A 14,304-nucleotide genomic window follows, 5' to 3' on the forward strand; every position below is an offset into this window, starting at 1 on the left:
GCGTATTATGCCAAAAACTTTCTCTACCGTCAAACCTTTGGCGAATAAATTCTCCACACGCATTCGCCTTTGACGCCTTTGTCGAGTCCGGCGAGGACGTTTTCGTGCTCGGCCGTTTCGTCCGCACTGGCAGCGACGACAATGATCTCGCCCAGCGGCACGGCATCGAGCTCGATACCGTCGCTGGACGTTTCCACCTCGTGGTCCATCGACAGCGAGTTCTGGCCGCGCGTCATCGCGAGATAGACGTCCGCCAGCAGCTCCGAGTCGAGCAAGGCGCCGTGGAGTTTACGGTGCGCGTTCGAGACGCCGTAGCGGTCGCACAGCGCGTCGAGCGAATTGCGCTTGCCCGGGTGCATTTCCTTGGCGTTGACCAGGGTATCGATCACGCCGCTGCAATGCGAGGTGAAGCTCGGCAGGCCGAGGCGCTGGAATTCGGCGTTGAGAAAACCTAAGTCGAACGGCGCGTTGTGGATGATGACTTCGGCGCCGTCGATGTAGGCGCGCAGTTCCTCGGCGATTTCGGCGAACTTCGGCTTGTCGCTCAGGAACTCGGTGGTCAGGCCGTGGACCGCCAGCGCGGCCTCGTCGGACTCGCGCTCGGGATTGATGTAGCGGTGAAAATTGTTGCCGGTCAGCGTGCGGTTGAACAGCTCGACGCAGCCGATTTCGATGACGCGGTCACCGGTTCGTGGGTTCAGGCCGGTGGTTTCGGTATCGAGGACAATCTGGCGCATGGCGGCTAATAGTGAGTTGAGGCAAGCCGGCAGTATAGCGCAAGCGGACTCTTCCTAACGCCGTACGGCGGCCGCACCGCGGTTCGCCAGCACGTCCGCGCGCTCGTTGCCCGGGTGTCCGTTGTGGCCGCGCACCCAGCGCCATTCGACCGTGTGCTGCTGCTGGGCCAGGTCGAGCGCCTTCCACAAATCGTCGTTCTTGACCGGCTCTTTCGCCGCCGTCTTCCAGCCGTGCGCCTTCCAGCCGTGGATCCACTCCGAGATGCCCTTCTGCACGTACTGGCTGTCGGTGTGCAGTACGACGTCGCAGGGGCGGTTCAGGACGCCCAGGGCCTCGATCACGGCTTTCAGCTCCATGCGGTTATTCGTCGTGTTGGGCTCGCCGCCGAAGATTTCCTTCTCGTGACCGTCAGCAACGAGGAGCGCGCCCCAGCCGCCCGTACCCGGGTTGCCCTTGCAGGCGCCATCGGTAAAAATTTCCACTTTCGTCGTCATGCTGCGCGGTTTCCTTGATTCTCTATTCTCTGCATTTATTCTCGATTCGTTGCCGGGACCGCCTGCGGCGCCCGGCTCGACTTCTTGTTCCACGCCGGCCCGATCAGGTGCATGCCCTTGACACGCTTGATCGCGTGCACGATGTAGACGGCACCCAGGTAGGGCCACCACTTCTGCCCTGCCCCTTCCATCATCGCGAAGCGGTTGATCCACTGGGCGGAGCGAAACGGTGGCGCATAACAGCCGAAGTGGCTGCGCGTGGCGCCAAGATTCAACAATTTTAACCAGTCTTTCATGCGGGGCATAGAGATGAATTCGCCTGCCGCCGGCAGGTAGCCGCTGCGCGTGACCTTGCCGATCCCCTGGCGCAAGCCCCACAAGCTGGCCGGATTGAAGCCGCAAATGATCACCTGCCCCTCGGGGATCAGCACGCGCTCGACCTCGCGCAAGACCTGGTGCGGCTCGGCCGCGAACTCGAGCACGTGCGGCAGGACGACCAGGTCCAGGCTTTGCGAGGCGAAGGGCAAATCCGCGAAGTCGAGCGCGACGGCGATCTGCTTGCCGCTGGCGGCGAACGCGAGTTCGTCGAAAGTCGAGGTGCGCGTTGCGGCCTGCCATTTGTTCGGCATGCGGTTGGCGGCGAGCGCGTCGATTTGCGGGACGCCGATCTGCACCGCGTTGTAGCCGAAGATGTCGGCCGTCAGCTCATCCAGGCAAGCCTGCTCGAAGGCGCGCACGTAGGCGCCCGCCGGCGAAAGCAGCCATTCGTCGAGCGCTATAATGGATTTTTCGGACGCAGCGCTATCCATGGCGACCCCCTCATATGCAACCCTTGCAACCCATGCAAACCAAACCTGACCCTATCGGCGCGAACGCGAAAGCCGCGCGTAATGATTTGAGTGTCCTGACCGTGCCCGCGTTCAAGGATAATTACCTTTGGCTGATCCACGACGGTGCCAATGCCGCGGTGGTCGATCCCGGCGACGCGTCCCCGATCATGGCAGCGCTCGCTGAACACGGGCTCACCCTCACCGCCATTCTACTCACCCATCACCATAGTGACCACATTGGTGGCGTGCCCGCCCTGCTGGACCGTTACCAGGTGCCTGTATTCGGCCCGCGCAACGACGGTATCGACGCGGTCACCCATCCGCTGGCGGAAGGCGACCGCGTGACCGTGCCCGGGCTCGACCTGGAACTGGCGGTGCTCGAGGTGCCCGGCCACACGCTCGGCCATATCGCCTATGTGCGCACGACGCCGGGCCTGCACTGGCTGTTCTGCGGCGATACCTTGTTCGCCGGCGGCTGCGGGCGCCTGTTCGAAGGCACCCCAGGCCAGATGGCGGCTTCGCTCGATAAACTCGCCGCCCTGCCCGAGGATACCGAAGTCTATTGCGCACACGAATACACGCTGTCGAATTTGCGCTTCGCGCTGGCGGTCGAGCCGGGGAATGAAGCCTTGCAGCTGCGAATGCGGGACGTGAGCGCGAAGCGGACGCTTGAGCTTCCGACGGTGCCGTCCAGCATAGGGCTGGAGCGGAGCACGAATCCTTTTCTGCGCTATCGCGAACCGGGGATTGCGGGATCGCTGGTTGCGGCCGGCAAGTTGACTGAGGGCGCAATGCCGGTGCAGGTGTTTGCCGCCTTGCGGGAATGGAAGAACGTGTACCAGTGAGGGCGGTGGAGTGATGTCGCCCATGAACAGAGGGTGAAACGGCGTGGGCACGAGTGCCCACCCTACCCGTTTGAGCGCTTTGGCGGCCTCCTTGCCTGGTGGCTGGGCGAGCGTGCATGAGTAGCCGGGAGCGCGCGATTTTGTATTTTTTTCCAATGTTGGTTAGTTACGTTTTTGTGGAAAATTTTGGCGCTAAAAAAGCGGCGCCGTCCCGGTGACGGCGCCGCTCCGGATTGCTTGTTGCAAGCTCAGATTTCTTCGTACAGCGGCAGCGTCAGGAATTCCGCGAACTGTTCCGACGTCGACATTTCTTCGAAGATTTGGGCAGCACGGGCATAGCTCGGGTTGTCGCCGTTCGGGGCGGCCTCCTTCGCCTTGGCCAGCTCTTCCGGAATCATGGCGCGCACCATCTCGGCAGTGACCTTGCGGCCGTCGTCCAGCACGCCCTTCGGCGAACGGATCCATTGCCAGACCTGCGAACGGCTGATCTCGGCGGTGGCCGCATCTTCCATCAGGTTATGGATCGGCACGCAGCCATTGCCGGCCAGCCAGGCGCCCAGGTAGTGGATGCCGACGTTGATGTTGTAGCGCAGGCCGCCTTCCGTGATCGGCGCTTCCGGCTTGAAGTCGAGCAGTTGGGCGGCCGTCACGGCGACGTCCGGACGCTGCTTCTCGATCTGGTTCGGCTTGTCGCCCAGCACCTTGGTAAATTCCGTCATGGCCAGCTCGACCAGGCCCGGGTGCGCGACCCAGCCGCCGTCGTAACCATCGGTCGCATCGCGCGCCTTGTCGGTGCGCACGCCGGCCATGGCCGTTTCATTTTTCTCCGGATCGTTCTTGATCGGGATGAGGGCCGCCATGCCGCCGATCGCCGGCGCGCCGCGCTTGTGGCAAGTCTTCAGCAGCAGCAAGGCGTAGGCGCGCATGAAGGGCGAAGTCATCGTCACCTTCGGACGATCGGCCAGGCAGAAGTCCTTGTCCAGCTTGAATTTCTTGATGCACGAGAAGATGTAATCCCAGCGGCCCGCGTTCAGGCCGGCGCTGTGTTCGCGCAGCTCGTACAGGATCTCGTCCATCTCGAAGGCGGCAAGGATCGTTTCGATCAGCACGGTCGCCTTGATCGTGCCGCGCGGCAGGCCGAGCGCTTCCTGGGTGGCGATGAAGATGTCGTTCCAGAGGCGCGCTTCCAGGTGCGATTCCATCTTCGGCAGGTAAAAATACGGACCGGCGCCGCGTGCCAGCTGCTCTTTCGCGTTATGGAACATGAACAGGGCGAAATCGAAGATGCCGCCCGAGATGCGCTTGCCGTCGACCAGCACGTGCTTTTCGTCGAGGTGCCAGCCGCGCGGACGCACGACCAGGGTCGCGACCTTGTCGTTCAGCTTGTAGCTCTTGCCGTTCTGTTCGAGCGAGATCGTGCGGCGCACGGCGTCGCGCATGTTGATCTGGCCGGTGACCTGGTTGTCCCAGTTCGGGGCGTTCGAATCCTCGAAGTCGGTCATGTAGCTGTCCGCGCCCGAGTTCAGGGCGTTGATGACCATCTTGCGCTCGACCGGGCCGGTGATTTCGACGCGGCGGCATTCGAGTGCTTGCGGGATCGGGTCGATTTTCCAGTCGCCATCGCGGATGTGGGCGGTCTCAGGCAGGAAGTCGGGACGCTCGCCGGCGTCCAGGCGCTGCGCGCGCTCGACGCGGGCGGCCAACAGTTGCTGGCGGCGCGGCTCGAATTTCCGGGTCAGCATCGCCACCAGCTCGAGGGCCCCGGGGGTGAGGATTTGTTCGAAACCGGGTTTGATGTCGCCCGAGATTTCCAGGCCTTGCGGGGTGGCGATGGTCATGTGGTGCTCCTTGCGGATGGATGATAGTGCGGGATGAACGTGCGCGGCAGTTGGCCAATGAACGTCAAGTATAGGTCAGCTTGGCGTTTGTCATATCATCAAGTATATTCAACATAAAATAGTGGAACGATACATTTATGCACTTCATTTGTGCGTATTTGTCACAAGTGAACGCGGACCGGACGGGAGAGGCGTGGGCAAGTTCAGGGAGATATCGACCTTCGTCGAAGTTGTGGCGCGCGGGAGCTTGTCGGCGGCGGCGCGGGCCGAGGGGATTGCGCCGGCGATGATCGGCAGGCGGCTCGACGCGCTGGAAAGCCGCCTCGGCGTCAAGCTGCTGCAGCGGACGACGCGGCGCCTCGCGCTCACCGACGAGGGCGCGGCCTTCCTCGAGGATTGCCAGCGCATCCTGGCGGAGATGGAAGAAGCGGAGGCCGCCGTATCGGAGCGCAGTGCGCATGCCAAGGGGCACCTTCTGGTATCGGCGCCGGCGGGCTTCGGGCGCCAGCACGTGGCGCCGCTGCTGCCCTCCTTCCTCGCCGAACACCGCGACGTGACGGTCAACCTGAACCTGAACGACCGCGTCGTCGACGTGGTCGGCGAAGGCGTCGACGTGGCGATCCGCATCGCCAGCCTGGGCGACTCGAACCTGGTCGGCGTGAAACTGGCCGACAATGCGCGCGTCGTGGTGGCCACGCCCGGCTACCTCCAACGTCACGGCACGCCGCGCACGCTGGCTGACCTGGCGCGCCACAACTGCCTGGCAATCAGCAGCGAAGGCAGCCAGCGCGGCTGGACCTTTCGCGACCATCACAAAACGGTGACCCTGAAAGTCGCTGGCAACATGGTCTGCAACGACGGCGAAGTGCTGCACGATTGGGCGCTCGACGGCAAGGGCCTGGCCTGGCGTTCGATGTGGGAAGTCGGCGCGCAGATCGAAGCGGGGGAACTGGTGACAGTGCTCGACGATTATGCGGCGCCCGGCAACGATATTTACGCAGTGTTTGCCCAGCGGCGTCATTTACCGCTGCGCATTCGTGCCTTTGTCGATTTCCTGCGGCGTGCTTATGCGCAAGCGGATTATTGGCGGACGGAAACCAAGCAGCCTGCGGAAACCTGAGCCGGCAGTAAAACGGCCGCGTTACCGCGGCCGTATGTTGGAGCGGACACTGATGTCCGGTCGACCGGACATTGCTGTCCGGAATCGACAGGCGAAAAAAAATCCCCGGCAATGCCGAGGATTTTTTATCTTCATTCAGCGATTAGATCGGCTGGATGTTCGATGCTTGCTTGCCCTTAGGACCCGAGGTCACGTCGAACGAGACGCGCTGGTTCTCTTGCAGGGACTTGAAGCCTTGGCTCTGGATAGCCGAGAAGTGAGCGAACAGATCTTCGCCGCCTTCGTCAGGGGTAATAAAGCCGAAACCCTTGGAGTCATTGAACCATTTAACGATGCCAGTTGCCATTACAATTTCCTATTTCAGTTAAGTGGGCTTACGCCCGTTTATGATCGTTTGAAGTAGCAAGAAAGAAATGACAGACAGACTGCACTACTAGCTCGAACCCAACGATCCCGTATTATACCGAATAAAACCCCGCGCAAGCGATTTTCGCAAAATAAAAAAACCGCCTACGTAACAATGCTCCAGATCAACTTTACGCGGCCCTGATTTAGCATCGGCAGTAGGGACAATATAGGTCATCGAAGCTGGGCAAGTTTGCGCTGGATCAAACGGCTCGACGCTAGACTTTTAACTCAGGGCAAGAGTGAAAACGCGGCGCTGTGATAGGCAGGCAGAGGAGCCGCCAGGCCACTGCGGACAAAATCGTCCAGTGAAGCCAGCCATGCCTGCCAGTCGTCTTCGCCCACGAGTTCGAAGGCGGTGAGTACGCGCAGGCGCTGCTCGAGGGCGCGGGCGCCCTGCCCCAGCTCGCGAAAGCCGAAGGTGACCGCGGCGCCGGCCAGCGTATGCAGCAGCGCCTGCAGCTCGGCCGCCAGCGCGGGCGCCGGCGCGGCCGGATCGAAGTCCGCTCCCGCTGCGCCCAGCCGGCGCAGCGTGTCCGGCAACCCGGCCCGAAAGTCTTCGTTCGCCTGCGTCAAACGGACAAAGAAGTCCGTATCGACCGTTCCCGTCATCACTCGGCCGCCCCTTACTTGGTACCGAAGATGCGGTCGCCCGCGTCGCCCAGGCCCGGCACGATATACGCGTGCGCGTCCAGGTGCGAGTCGAGCGAGGCGACGTACAGCTTCACGTCCGGGTGCGCATTGTGGAAAACCGTGACGCCTTCGGGCGCCGCCACCAGGGCCAGGAAGATGATCTGGTCGTCGCGTACGCCGCGCTTCTTCAGGACGTCGACCGCATGCACGGCCGAGTTGCCGGTGGCGACCATCGGGTCGCACAGGATGAAGGTACGCTCGGACGTGTCCGGCAGGCGCACCAGGTATTCGACCGGCTCGTGGGTGTCCGGGTCGCGGTACACGCCGATGTGGCCGACGCGTGCCGACGGCACCAGTTCGAGCAGGCCGTCGCTCATGCCGATACCGGCGCGCAGGATCGGCACGATGGCCAGTTTCTTGCCCGCGATGACCGGTGCGTCGATCGTCACCAGCGGGGTCTGGATCGGGCGCGTGGTCAGCGGCAGGTCGCGGGTGATCTCATAGCCCATCAGCAGCGTGATTTCCTTGAGCAGCTCGCGGAAGGTGCGCGTCGAGGTGTCGTGCTCGCGCATGTGCGACAGCTTGTGCTGGATGAGCGGGTGGCTCAGGATGTAAAGGCTCGGAAAACGCGGGTCTTGTTTCATGATGGACATAGGAGATGTACTTTGGTTGTTGCTCGTAACCTGACATTATCCCAGCCGCGCGCGCTTTTGTCGCGGCCCGGGTGTAGAAAGTTCATCCTGGACGGCGAGCGAGCGCGCCAGGATCGCTTCCAGGTCCAGCCCGGGCGGCAGCCGGCCGAAGGCGCCGCCCACATCCTCGGCAATGCGCGAAGCGACGAAGGCTTCGGCCACGAAGGGCGGCGCATGGCACAGTAGCAGTGCCGCCTGCACCGCGATCACCAACCGCTCGGCCAGCCGGCGCGCGCCGGATTCGTCCGTGTTCGACATGTCCTCCCCGAGTTGTTGCACGTAGCGCGCGAAGCGCGCATCCAGCGCCGCGGCCGGCGCCAGCTCGGCCTCGAGCGCGGCGCGCGCCGCTTCGGGCGCTTTGCCGAGCGCACGCAGCACGTCCAGACACATCACGTTGCCGGAACCCTCCCAGATCGAATTGACGGGAAATTCGCGGTACAGGCGCGCCAGCGGGCCGTCCTCGACATACCCGTTGCCACCCATGACTTCCATCGCTTCGGCGCCGAAGGCCGGGCCGCGCTTGCACAGCCAGTACTTGCCGGCCGGGGTCAGGATGCGCCCCAGGGCGGCTTCCTGCGGATCGTCCGGGTTGTCGAAGCAGCGCGCCAGGCGCAGCGCGAACGCGGTGGCCGCTTCCGACTCGAGCGCGAGGTCGGCCAGCACGTTCTGCATCAAGGGCTGCTGCGCCAGCGGTTTACCGAAGGCGGCGCGGCCGCGCGCGTGGTGCAGCGCGTGACAGAGCGCGGCACGCATGATGCCGGCGGTGCCGACCACGCAGTCGAGGCGCGTATGGCTGCCCATTTCCAGGATCGTCGGGATGCCGCGCCCGACTGCGCCGACCAGCCAACCGGTCGCATCGCAGAACTCGACTTCCGAGGAGGCGTTCGAACGGTTGCCGAGCTTGTCCTTCAGGCGCTGCACCCGGATCGCGTTGCGGCTGCCGTCGGGCAGGTAGCGCGGCACGAAAAAGCACGAGAGTCCCGCACTCCCTGCGTCATCGGTCTGGGCCAGGATCAGGTGCGCATCCGACTGCGGCGCCGAGAAGAACCACTTGTGGCCGACGATGCGCCAGGCGCCCTCGCCTTCCTCGCCAAACAGCGCCCGCGCCTCGCCCGGCAGCATTTCGGTGGCGCGCGTCGTGTTCGCGCGCACGTCGGTGCCGCCCTGCTTTTCGGTCATGCCCATGCCAACCAGGGCGCCGGTCTTTTGCTCGACCGGCAAGGAGCGCGGATCGTAGTCGGTCGAGAGGATTTTCGGAAGCCAGCGCTCGCCCAGCCGGCCGGCACGGCGCAGCGCCGGCACCGATGCATAGGTCATCGTCACCGGGCACTGGGCGCCGTTCTCGACCTGGCCGAACAGCAAATAGGCGCCGGCGCGCGCGACCTGTGCGCCCGGCCGTGGATCGGTCCAGGGCGCCGAATGGGCGCCGGCGCCGATCATCATCGACATCAGTTCATGCCAGGCGGGATGAAATTCGACTTCGTCGACGCGCCGGCCGCTGCGGTCGAAATTGACCAGGCGCGGGCCGTTCGCATTCGCCAGCCGCGCCAGCTCGAGCATCTCCGGGCGACCAAGCCGCGCGCCGAGCGCATCGAGTTCGCCGAGGGCCCAGTCCGCTCCCTCGCGCGCCAGGCCTTCCTGCAGCGCCGGGTCGCAGCGCAGCAGGTTCACGTCACCGAAGGGTGGCGCCTGGTTGAAAACTTCGTGGGTATCGAACTGGTTCATGGCGGCTCCTCGCTGGATGCGCATTCTGGGCTATAATGTTGCAGAAAAGCATCAATTAGCTCAGTTTTGCTTTCCTCGATGCAACTGCTGCGCGACAATGGCGGTCTTGTATTGACATTGCATAGCGCAAAGCACGTTAGCGATCCGTCAACAGACTAGCGCAAAGCGACACGGCAGGCAAGGCGTCACTGCGGTAGCGCAAATGAATCGTAAAGAGGCATGGGGGCGATGTATTTTCGTGCCCCTTGGAATTTTTCAGTGATAAAGTGCCCTGTGGTTTGTTAAACTCGCACGGTTCCACCTGCTCCGGGTGTCAGCAATAAGGCAGATATTTCAACAATGGGCTCCCCTTCCGCCTCCGTGCCGATCGACCAGCCGCGTCCCGCGCCGGTCGATGGCGCCGACAGCCTGATGGAAGCGGCAGGCGACTGCGCGCTGCGCATCGCCCCGAGCGGAGACATCCGTGGCGCCAGCCGCCGCACGGTGCGCCTGCTCGGCCTGCAGGCGCCGGTCGTGGGCATGTCCCTGGCTGCCTTTATCGCCGAGGCCGACGCTGCCGCACTGCGCATGGCGATCGTCGGCGCCCACGCGGCGGCCGAACCGGTGCTGGTCCGCGTGCACCTGCGCTGCCTCGATCGCGAGATCCCTTTCGAACTGCGCATCGCGACGCTCGGCGACGACGGCCTGCTCGTGATCGGGCGCGACATGAGCGCCCAGCACGCCACCGAAGAAAAACTGCGCCACATGGCGACCCACGACGCGCTCACCGAACTGCCGAACCGGGTGCTGCTGTCGGACCGCATCCGCATGGTGGTCGCCAACGCGCGCCGCTCGGGCCAAGGCTTCGCCGTGGCCACGATCGGCATCGACGGCTTCAAGAAAGTGAACGACGCGCTCGGCCATGCGATCGGCGACGACGTGCTGCGCCAGGCCGGCGCCCGCCTGCGCCGCGCGATGCGCGACAGCGACACGCTGGCGCGCGTGGGCGGCGACGAATTCGTCGTCATCCTGCCCGGCACCGCCAGCGAAGCGCAGATCAAGCTCGTCACCGGCCGCCTGCTGGCGACGCTGCAGTCGCCGTTCGAGGCCGACGGCCACACGATCCACCTCGGCGCCTCGGTCGGCGTCGCGCTCTACCCGCAGCACGCCGAGGACGACCACGGCCTGCTGTCGCTGGCGGACGCCGCCCTGATGCGCGCCAAGGAAACCGGCAAGGGCCGCGCGCTGGTCTACAGCGCGCGCGAACAGGGCCCGCCGCAGCACGACATCTCGCTCGAAGCGGCGATGTTTTCCGCCGTGCGCGAAGGCGAATTCCTGCTCTACTACCAGCCGATCGTCGACGCCCGCACGCGCCTGATCGAAGGCTTCGAGACGCTGATGCGCTGGAAGCACCCGACGCTGGGCATGGTGCCGCCGGTGCGCTTCATCCCGATCGCCGAAACGAATGGCCTGATCAACCTGCTCGGGGCCTGGGCATTGAAAGCCGCCTGCGCCCAGATCCAGCAGTTCGAGGAAGCGGCCAAGCGCGACCTCTACATCTCGGTCAACATCAGCCCGCGCCAGTTCCGCAACGATAAATTCCTCGGCGTGCTGGACGATGCCCTGGCCCTGTCCGGCCTGCCGGGCAACAAGCTGGTGCTCGAGATCACCGAAGGCACGCTGATGGTCGATCCGCAGCATGCGGAAACCATCCTTACCAAGATGGCCGAACGCGGCGCGCGCATCGCGATCGACGATTTCGGCACCGGCTACTCGTCGCTGGCCTACCTGAAACGCTTCCCGATTTCGGTGCTGAAGGTCGACCGCGCATTCGTCAAGGACCTGCCCGGCGCGCAGAAGGAAGCCGCCATCTGCAGCGCCGTGCTCGACATGGCGCGCCACCTCGATTTGTCGGTGGTGGCCGAAGGCGTCGAGACCGAGGAGCAGCTGGGCTGGCTCCAGCAGCGCGATTGCCGCTACGTCCAGGGTTACCTGACCGGCAAACCGATGCCGGCCCACGTGGCCCTCGCCGCCCTGCAGGACAACCATTACACGGCTTTGCTGCCGCCCGATCGCCAGGCCAGGACACCATGACCGCTCCCGCTTTCCAAGACCGCGCGCCGACGGCCGACGCGACGCTTTCGCTACTGTGGGAACGCACCCGGCGCCAGGGCGACATGCCCGGCTTCACGCGCGCCATCAATGCCATCCTGGCCTCGATGCGCGGCGAGGACGAGCGCGAATTCTCGATGACGCAAACCGTGCTGTCGGACCCGGTCCTGACCCAGAAGGTCCTGCGCCTGGCCAACAGCGGCATGTATTCGGCCTTCGGGCAGCGCATCAACACGGTGTCGAAAGCGGTACTGGTGCTCGGTACCGAAGCGATCGGCCACCTGGCGCTGGGCCTGAAACTGATCGAGGAACTGGCGAAAAGCACGCCCGATTCGGCACTCGCCCACGTCGAGATGGAAAAGGCCGTGCTGGCCGGGATGGTGGCCCACCAGGTGGCCGCCAGCGCCGCCACGCGCGACCCCGAGGAAGCCGTGGTCTGCTCGATCCTGCATTCGCTGGGCCGCATGATGGTGACCTTCTACATGCCCGAACGCTGGGCGCGGATGCAGGACATCGCCGGCGCCGGCGGCGAAGATGCGGCCGCCGAAGCGGTACTCGGACTGCCGCTCGAAGCCCTGGGCCGCGCCACGGCCGAGCACTGGGGCCTGCCGCGCAACCTGGTGGCGGGCATGCGCACGCTGGAACCGGGCGAGCGCGAGGAAGGCTTCGGCCACGAGGACTGGCTGGCCGCGCTGGGCACCATGTCGACCCGCTGCGCCAGCTCGCTCTGGAACAACGACGAGGCCGGCGCCGCGGAGGTGCTGGCCCTGGCCGAGGCCTTCGCGCCGATGCTGGGCGTGGCGCCGGAGCGGATGCTGGCCGCCATCGACAAGGCGAAGACCGAGGCGCAGGCGGACCTCTCGATCGCACCCATGTCCCGGCCGCAGGAAAAACAGGAGAAGGTGGAAAAGGTGGCGCGCAAGCGCGAGGCCGGCAACCGGATCCTGATGAGCGGCGCGGCCGACATGCGCGACGCCGGCGTCAACGTCAACCCGGGCCAGATGATGTCGATGGCCCTCGAAACGATCTTTCAGGGTCTGTCGTTTACGCGCGCCTTTGCGTTCCTGCGCAACCGGCGCGAAGGCAAATACCTGGCGCGCATGGGTTTCGGCGAGGGCGCAAAGTCCATGATGCCGAACCTGGCTTTCGACGACGCCTACGAGGCCGACGTGTTCCATGCGGCCCTCACCAGCGACCGCGTGATCTTCATCGAGAATGCGCGCGACCCGAAATTCGCCGCCAAGCTGCCCGGCTGGTGGCGCGGCACGCTGTCCGAGGCGCGCTGCTTCGTCGTCATTCCGCTGTGCCTGAACGGCCAGCCGGTCGGCTTCATCTATGGCGACTGGGACGATAGCTTCCCGAGCATCTCGCTGAGCCAGACGGAGTTCTCGCTGCTGAACGACTTGCGCGGACTCGTGGTGCGCGCGATCGAGCGGCGCTCGCAGGCCGAGCTGGCGGCGGCCGGGAAACCCTGAGTCCGACGCCGAGAAGCGTGCATCTCGCGATACGTAGGGTGGACTCTCGAGTCCACGAGGTGCAGCGCATGCATATCGAAACGTCGCACGCAGCGCGTACGCAACGTTAATTTGAAGCGCCGCGGTGTGCATAGGTACAACGCGTGGACTCAAGAGTCCACCCTACGGACCGCTAAATTCTCGCGTAGCGACCGGGCTTCCCCTTCAGATCCGCGGCGTATCGACCCGCACGTCGCCGCACTGCGCGCGATGCATCAGCGCGTGATCGATCAGCACCAGCGCCAGCATCGCTTCGGCGATCGGCGTCGCCCGGATGCCGACGCAGGGGTCGTGGCGGCCGAAGGTTTCGACCATGGCCGGGTTGCCCGCCTTGTCGATCGAGCGGCGCGGCACGCGGATCGAAGACGTCGGCTTGATCGCCAGCGAGACCGTGATGTCCTGCCCGGTCGAGATCCCGCCCAGCACGCCGCCGGACTGGTTGCCGACGAAACCTTCGGGCGTCAGTTCGTCGCCATGCTCGGAACCCTTCTGCACGACCGCGCCGAAGCCGGCGCCGATCTCGACGCCCTTCACCGCATTAATTCCCATCATCGCGTAGGCGATGTCGGCGTCCAGCTTGTCATAGATCGGCTGGCCGAAACCCACCGGCACGCCGGTAGCGACGACGTCGATGCGCGCGCCGATCGAGTCTCCGGCCCGGCGCAGCTCGTCCATGTAGTCTTCCATCTTCGCCAGCAGGGCGCAATCGCCGGTGGCGGCAAAGAAGGGATTGTTCGCGACGTGTTCCCAGCCGCCGAATGGGATGTCGATCTCGCCCAGCTGGCGCATGCAGCCCATGAAGGCGATGCCGTAGCGCTCGCGCAGCCATTTCTTCGCCACCGCACCGGCGCCGACCACGGGCGCGGTCAGGCGCGCCGAGGAGCGGCCGCCGCCGCGCGGGTCGCGCACGCCGTATTTGTGCCAGTAGGTGTAATCGGCGTGGCCGGGTCGGAAGGTCTCGGCGATGTTGCCGTAATCCTTGCTGCGCTGGTCTTCGTTCGGGATCAGCAGCGCGATCGGGGTGCCCGTCGTCACGCCCTCGTACACGCCCGACAGGATCTGCACGCGGTCCCCTTCCTGGCGCTGGGTCACGTGGCGCGAGGTGCCGGGTTTGCGGCGGTCGAGTTCGAGCTGGATGTCCGCTTCCGACAGGGCCATGCCCGGCGGGCAGCCATCGATGACGCAGCCGATCGCGGGGCCATGCGATTCGCCGAAGGTGGTGACTGAGAACAGCTTACCGAAGGAATTACCAGACATATGCGTAGGCGGAAGGTGCGAAAAAGACCATTCTACCAGCCCGCGGCGCAAGCCGCGGGCGCCCGGATTTTTCGCCGGGCCTGGTGCGCTCATGTTTCCTTGTGGATATATATTTGCCTGCG

13 protein-coding genes are annotated in these 14,304 nt (G+C 64.7%); 4 read left to right on the top strand and 9 right to left on the bottom strand.

Annotated features, from left to right (window positions below):
- Positions 1–29 precede the first annotated feature (29 nt).
- Genes dnaQ through AC1MEM_RS17920 form a run of 3 tightly spaced genes read right to left on the bottom strand, consistent with a single transcriptional unit; the run spans position 30 to position 2,041 of the window.
- Positions 30–737 (bottom strand): DNA polymerase III subunit epsilon, encoded by a 708-nt coding sequence (dnaQ, locus tag AC1MEM_RS17910; protein ID WP_499472739.1) that lies wholly within the window; start codon positions 735–737, stop codon positions 30–32.
- 54 nt (positions 738–791) lie between these two features.
- A complete protein-coding gene (rnhA, locus tag AC1MEM_RS17915) occupies positions 792–1,232 on the bottom strand; it encodes a ribonuclease HI (protein ID WP_499472741.1) in 441 nt (146 codons plus the stop codon).
- A gap of 35 nt (positions 1,233–1,267) precedes the next feature.
- A complete protein-coding gene (locus AC1MEM_RS17920) occupies positions 1,268–2,041 on the bottom strand; it encodes a class I SAM-dependent methyltransferase (RefSeq protein WP_499472743.1) in 774 nt (257 codons plus the stop codon).
- A 32-nt stretch (positions 2,042–2,073) separates the two neighbouring features.
- On the opposite strand from AC1MEM_RS17920, the gene gloB reads away from it, so the two are divergent.
- A complete protein-coding gene (gene gloB, locus AC1MEM_RS17925; RefSeq protein WP_499472745.1) occupies positions 2,074–2,907 on the top strand; it encodes a hydroxyacylglutathione hydrolase in 834 nt (277 codons plus the stop codon).
- Positions 2,908–3,155: 248 nt separating this feature from the next.
- Here the strand turns inward: gloB and aceB are convergent, their stop codons facing one another.
- Positions 3,156–4,745, bottom strand: a complete 1,590-nt coding sequence (gene aceB, locus AC1MEM_RS17930; RefSeq protein ID WP_499472747.1) for a malate synthase A — start codon at positions 4,743–4,745, stop codon at positions 3,156–3,158.
- 193 nt (positions 4,746–4,938) lie between these two features.
- Here aceB and AC1MEM_RS17935 point away from each other — a divergent pair, with 193 nt between their 5' ends.
- Complete coding sequence (locus AC1MEM_RS17935) at positions 4,939–5,865, top strand: LysR family transcriptional regulator (protein WP_499472749.1); 927 nt, start codon at positions 4,939–4,941, stop codon at positions 5,863–5,865.
- A gap of 142 nt (positions 5,866–6,007) precedes the next feature.
- Here the strand turns inward: AC1MEM_RS17935 and AC1MEM_RS17940 are convergent, their stop codons facing one another.
- From AC1MEM_RS17940 to AC1MEM_RS17955, 4 genes are all read right to left on the bottom strand, one after another.
- Positions 6,008–6,211 carry a cold-shock protein gene (locus tag AC1MEM_RS17940; RefSeq protein ID WP_182988379.1) on the bottom strand — a complete coding sequence of 68 codons (204 nt, stop codon included), beginning with the start codon at positions 6,209–6,211 and terminating at the stop codon, positions 6,008–6,010.
- A 290-nt stretch (positions 6,212–6,501) separates the two neighbouring features.
- The gene (locus AC1MEM_RS17945; protein WP_499477687.1) at positions 6,502–6,882 is read right to left on the bottom strand and encodes an Hpt domain-containing protein; all 381 of its coding nucleotides are present in this window, start codon (positions 6,880–6,882) and stop codon (positions 6,502–6,504) included.
- A 14-nt stretch (positions 6,883–6,896) separates the two neighbouring features.
- Positions 6,897–7,547: a uracil phosphoribosyltransferase gene (gene upp / locus AC1MEM_RS17950; RefSeq protein ID WP_499477688.1), complete on the bottom strand. Its 651-nt coding sequence runs from the start codon at positions 7,545–7,547 to the stop codon at positions 6,897–6,899.
- 45 nt (positions 7,548–7,592) lie between these two features.
- Positions 7,593–9,320 carry an isovaleryl-CoA dehydrogenase gene (locus AC1MEM_RS17955; protein ID WP_499472751.1) on the bottom strand — a complete coding sequence of 576 codons (1,728 nt, stop codon included), beginning with the start codon at positions 9,318–9,320 and terminating at the stop codon, positions 7,593–7,595.
- 339 nt (positions 9,321–9,659) lie between these two features.
- Here AC1MEM_RS17955 and AC1MEM_RS17960 point away from each other — a divergent pair, with 339 nt between their 5' ends.
- Positions 9,660–11,393: a putative bifunctional diguanylate cyclase/phosphodiesterase gene (locus AC1MEM_RS17960; protein WP_499472753.1), complete on the top strand. Its 1,734-nt coding sequence runs from the start codon at positions 9,660–9,662 to the stop codon at positions 11,391–11,393.
- Complete coding sequence (locus tag AC1MEM_RS17965) at positions 11,390–12,886, top strand: HDOD domain-containing protein (protein WP_499472754.1); 1,497 nt, start codon at positions 11,390–11,392, stop codon at positions 12,884–12,886. Before AC1MEM_RS17960 ends, AC1MEM_RS17965 begins: the two co-directional genes overlap by 4 nt.
- Positions 12,887–13,090: 204 nt before the next feature.
- Here the strand turns inward: AC1MEM_RS17965 and aroC are convergent, their stop codons facing one another.
- Entirely contained in the window at positions 13,091–14,182 is a 1,092-nt protein-coding gene (gene aroC, locus AC1MEM_RS17970; RefSeq protein ID WP_499472756.1) for a chorismate synthase, read from the bottom strand.
- Between the last annotated feature and the right edge of the window lie 122 nt (positions 14,183–14,304).

The organism is Telluria sp. AIW5, assembly GCF_056680575.1.

What these genes read in the sequence shown, in the direction of transcription:
- dnaQ (WP_499472739.1), bottom strand. Translation starts at nt 737, where the DNA reads ATGCGCCAGATTGTCCTCGATACCGAAACCACCGGCCTGAACCCACGA.
- rnhA (WP_499472741.1), bottom strand. Translation starts at nt 1,232, where the DNA reads ATGACGACGAAAGTGGAAATTTTTACCGATGGCGCCTGCAAGGGCAAC.
- AC1MEM_RS17920 (WP_499472743.1), bottom strand. Translation starts at nt 2,041, where the DNA reads ATGGATAGCGCTGCGTCCGAAAAATCCATTATAGCGCTCGACGAATGG.
- gloB (WP_499472745.1), top strand. Translation starts at nt 2,074, where the DNA reads ATGCAAACCAAACCTGACCCTATCGGCGCGAACGCGAAAGCCGCGCGT.
- aceB (WP_499472747.1), bottom strand. Translation starts at nt 4,745, where the DNA reads ATGACCATCGCCACCCCGCAAGGCCTGGAAATCTCGGGCGACATCAAA.
- AC1MEM_RS17940 (WP_182988379.1), bottom strand. Translation starts at nt 6,211, where the DNA reads ATGGCAACTGGCATCGTTAAATGGTTCAATGACTCCAAGGGTTTCGGC.
- AC1MEM_RS17945 (WP_499477687.1), bottom strand. Translation starts at nt 6,882, where the DNA reads ATGACGGGAACGGTCGATACGGACTTCTTTGTCCGTTTGACGCAGGCG.
- upp (WP_499477688.1), bottom strand. Translation starts at nt 7,547, where the DNA reads ATGAAACAAGACCCGCGTTTTCCGAGCCTTTACATCCTGAGCCACCCG.
- AC1MEM_RS17955 (WP_499472751.1), bottom strand. Translation starts at nt 9,320, where the DNA reads ATGAACCAGTTCGATACCCACGAAGTTTTCAACCAGGCGCCACCCTTC.
- AC1MEM_RS17960 (WP_499472753.1), top strand. Translation starts at nt 9,660, where the DNA reads ATGGGCTCCCCTTCCGCCTCCGTGCCGATCGACCAGCCGCGTCCCGCG.
- AC1MEM_RS17965 (WP_499472754.1), top strand. Translation starts at nt 11,390, where the DNA reads ATGACCGCTCCCGCTTTCCAAGACCGCGCGCCGACGGCCGACGCGACG.
- aroC (WP_499472756.1), bottom strand. Translation starts at nt 14,182, where the DNA reads ATGTCTGGTAATTCCTTCGGTAAGCTGTTCTCAGTCACCACCTTCGGC.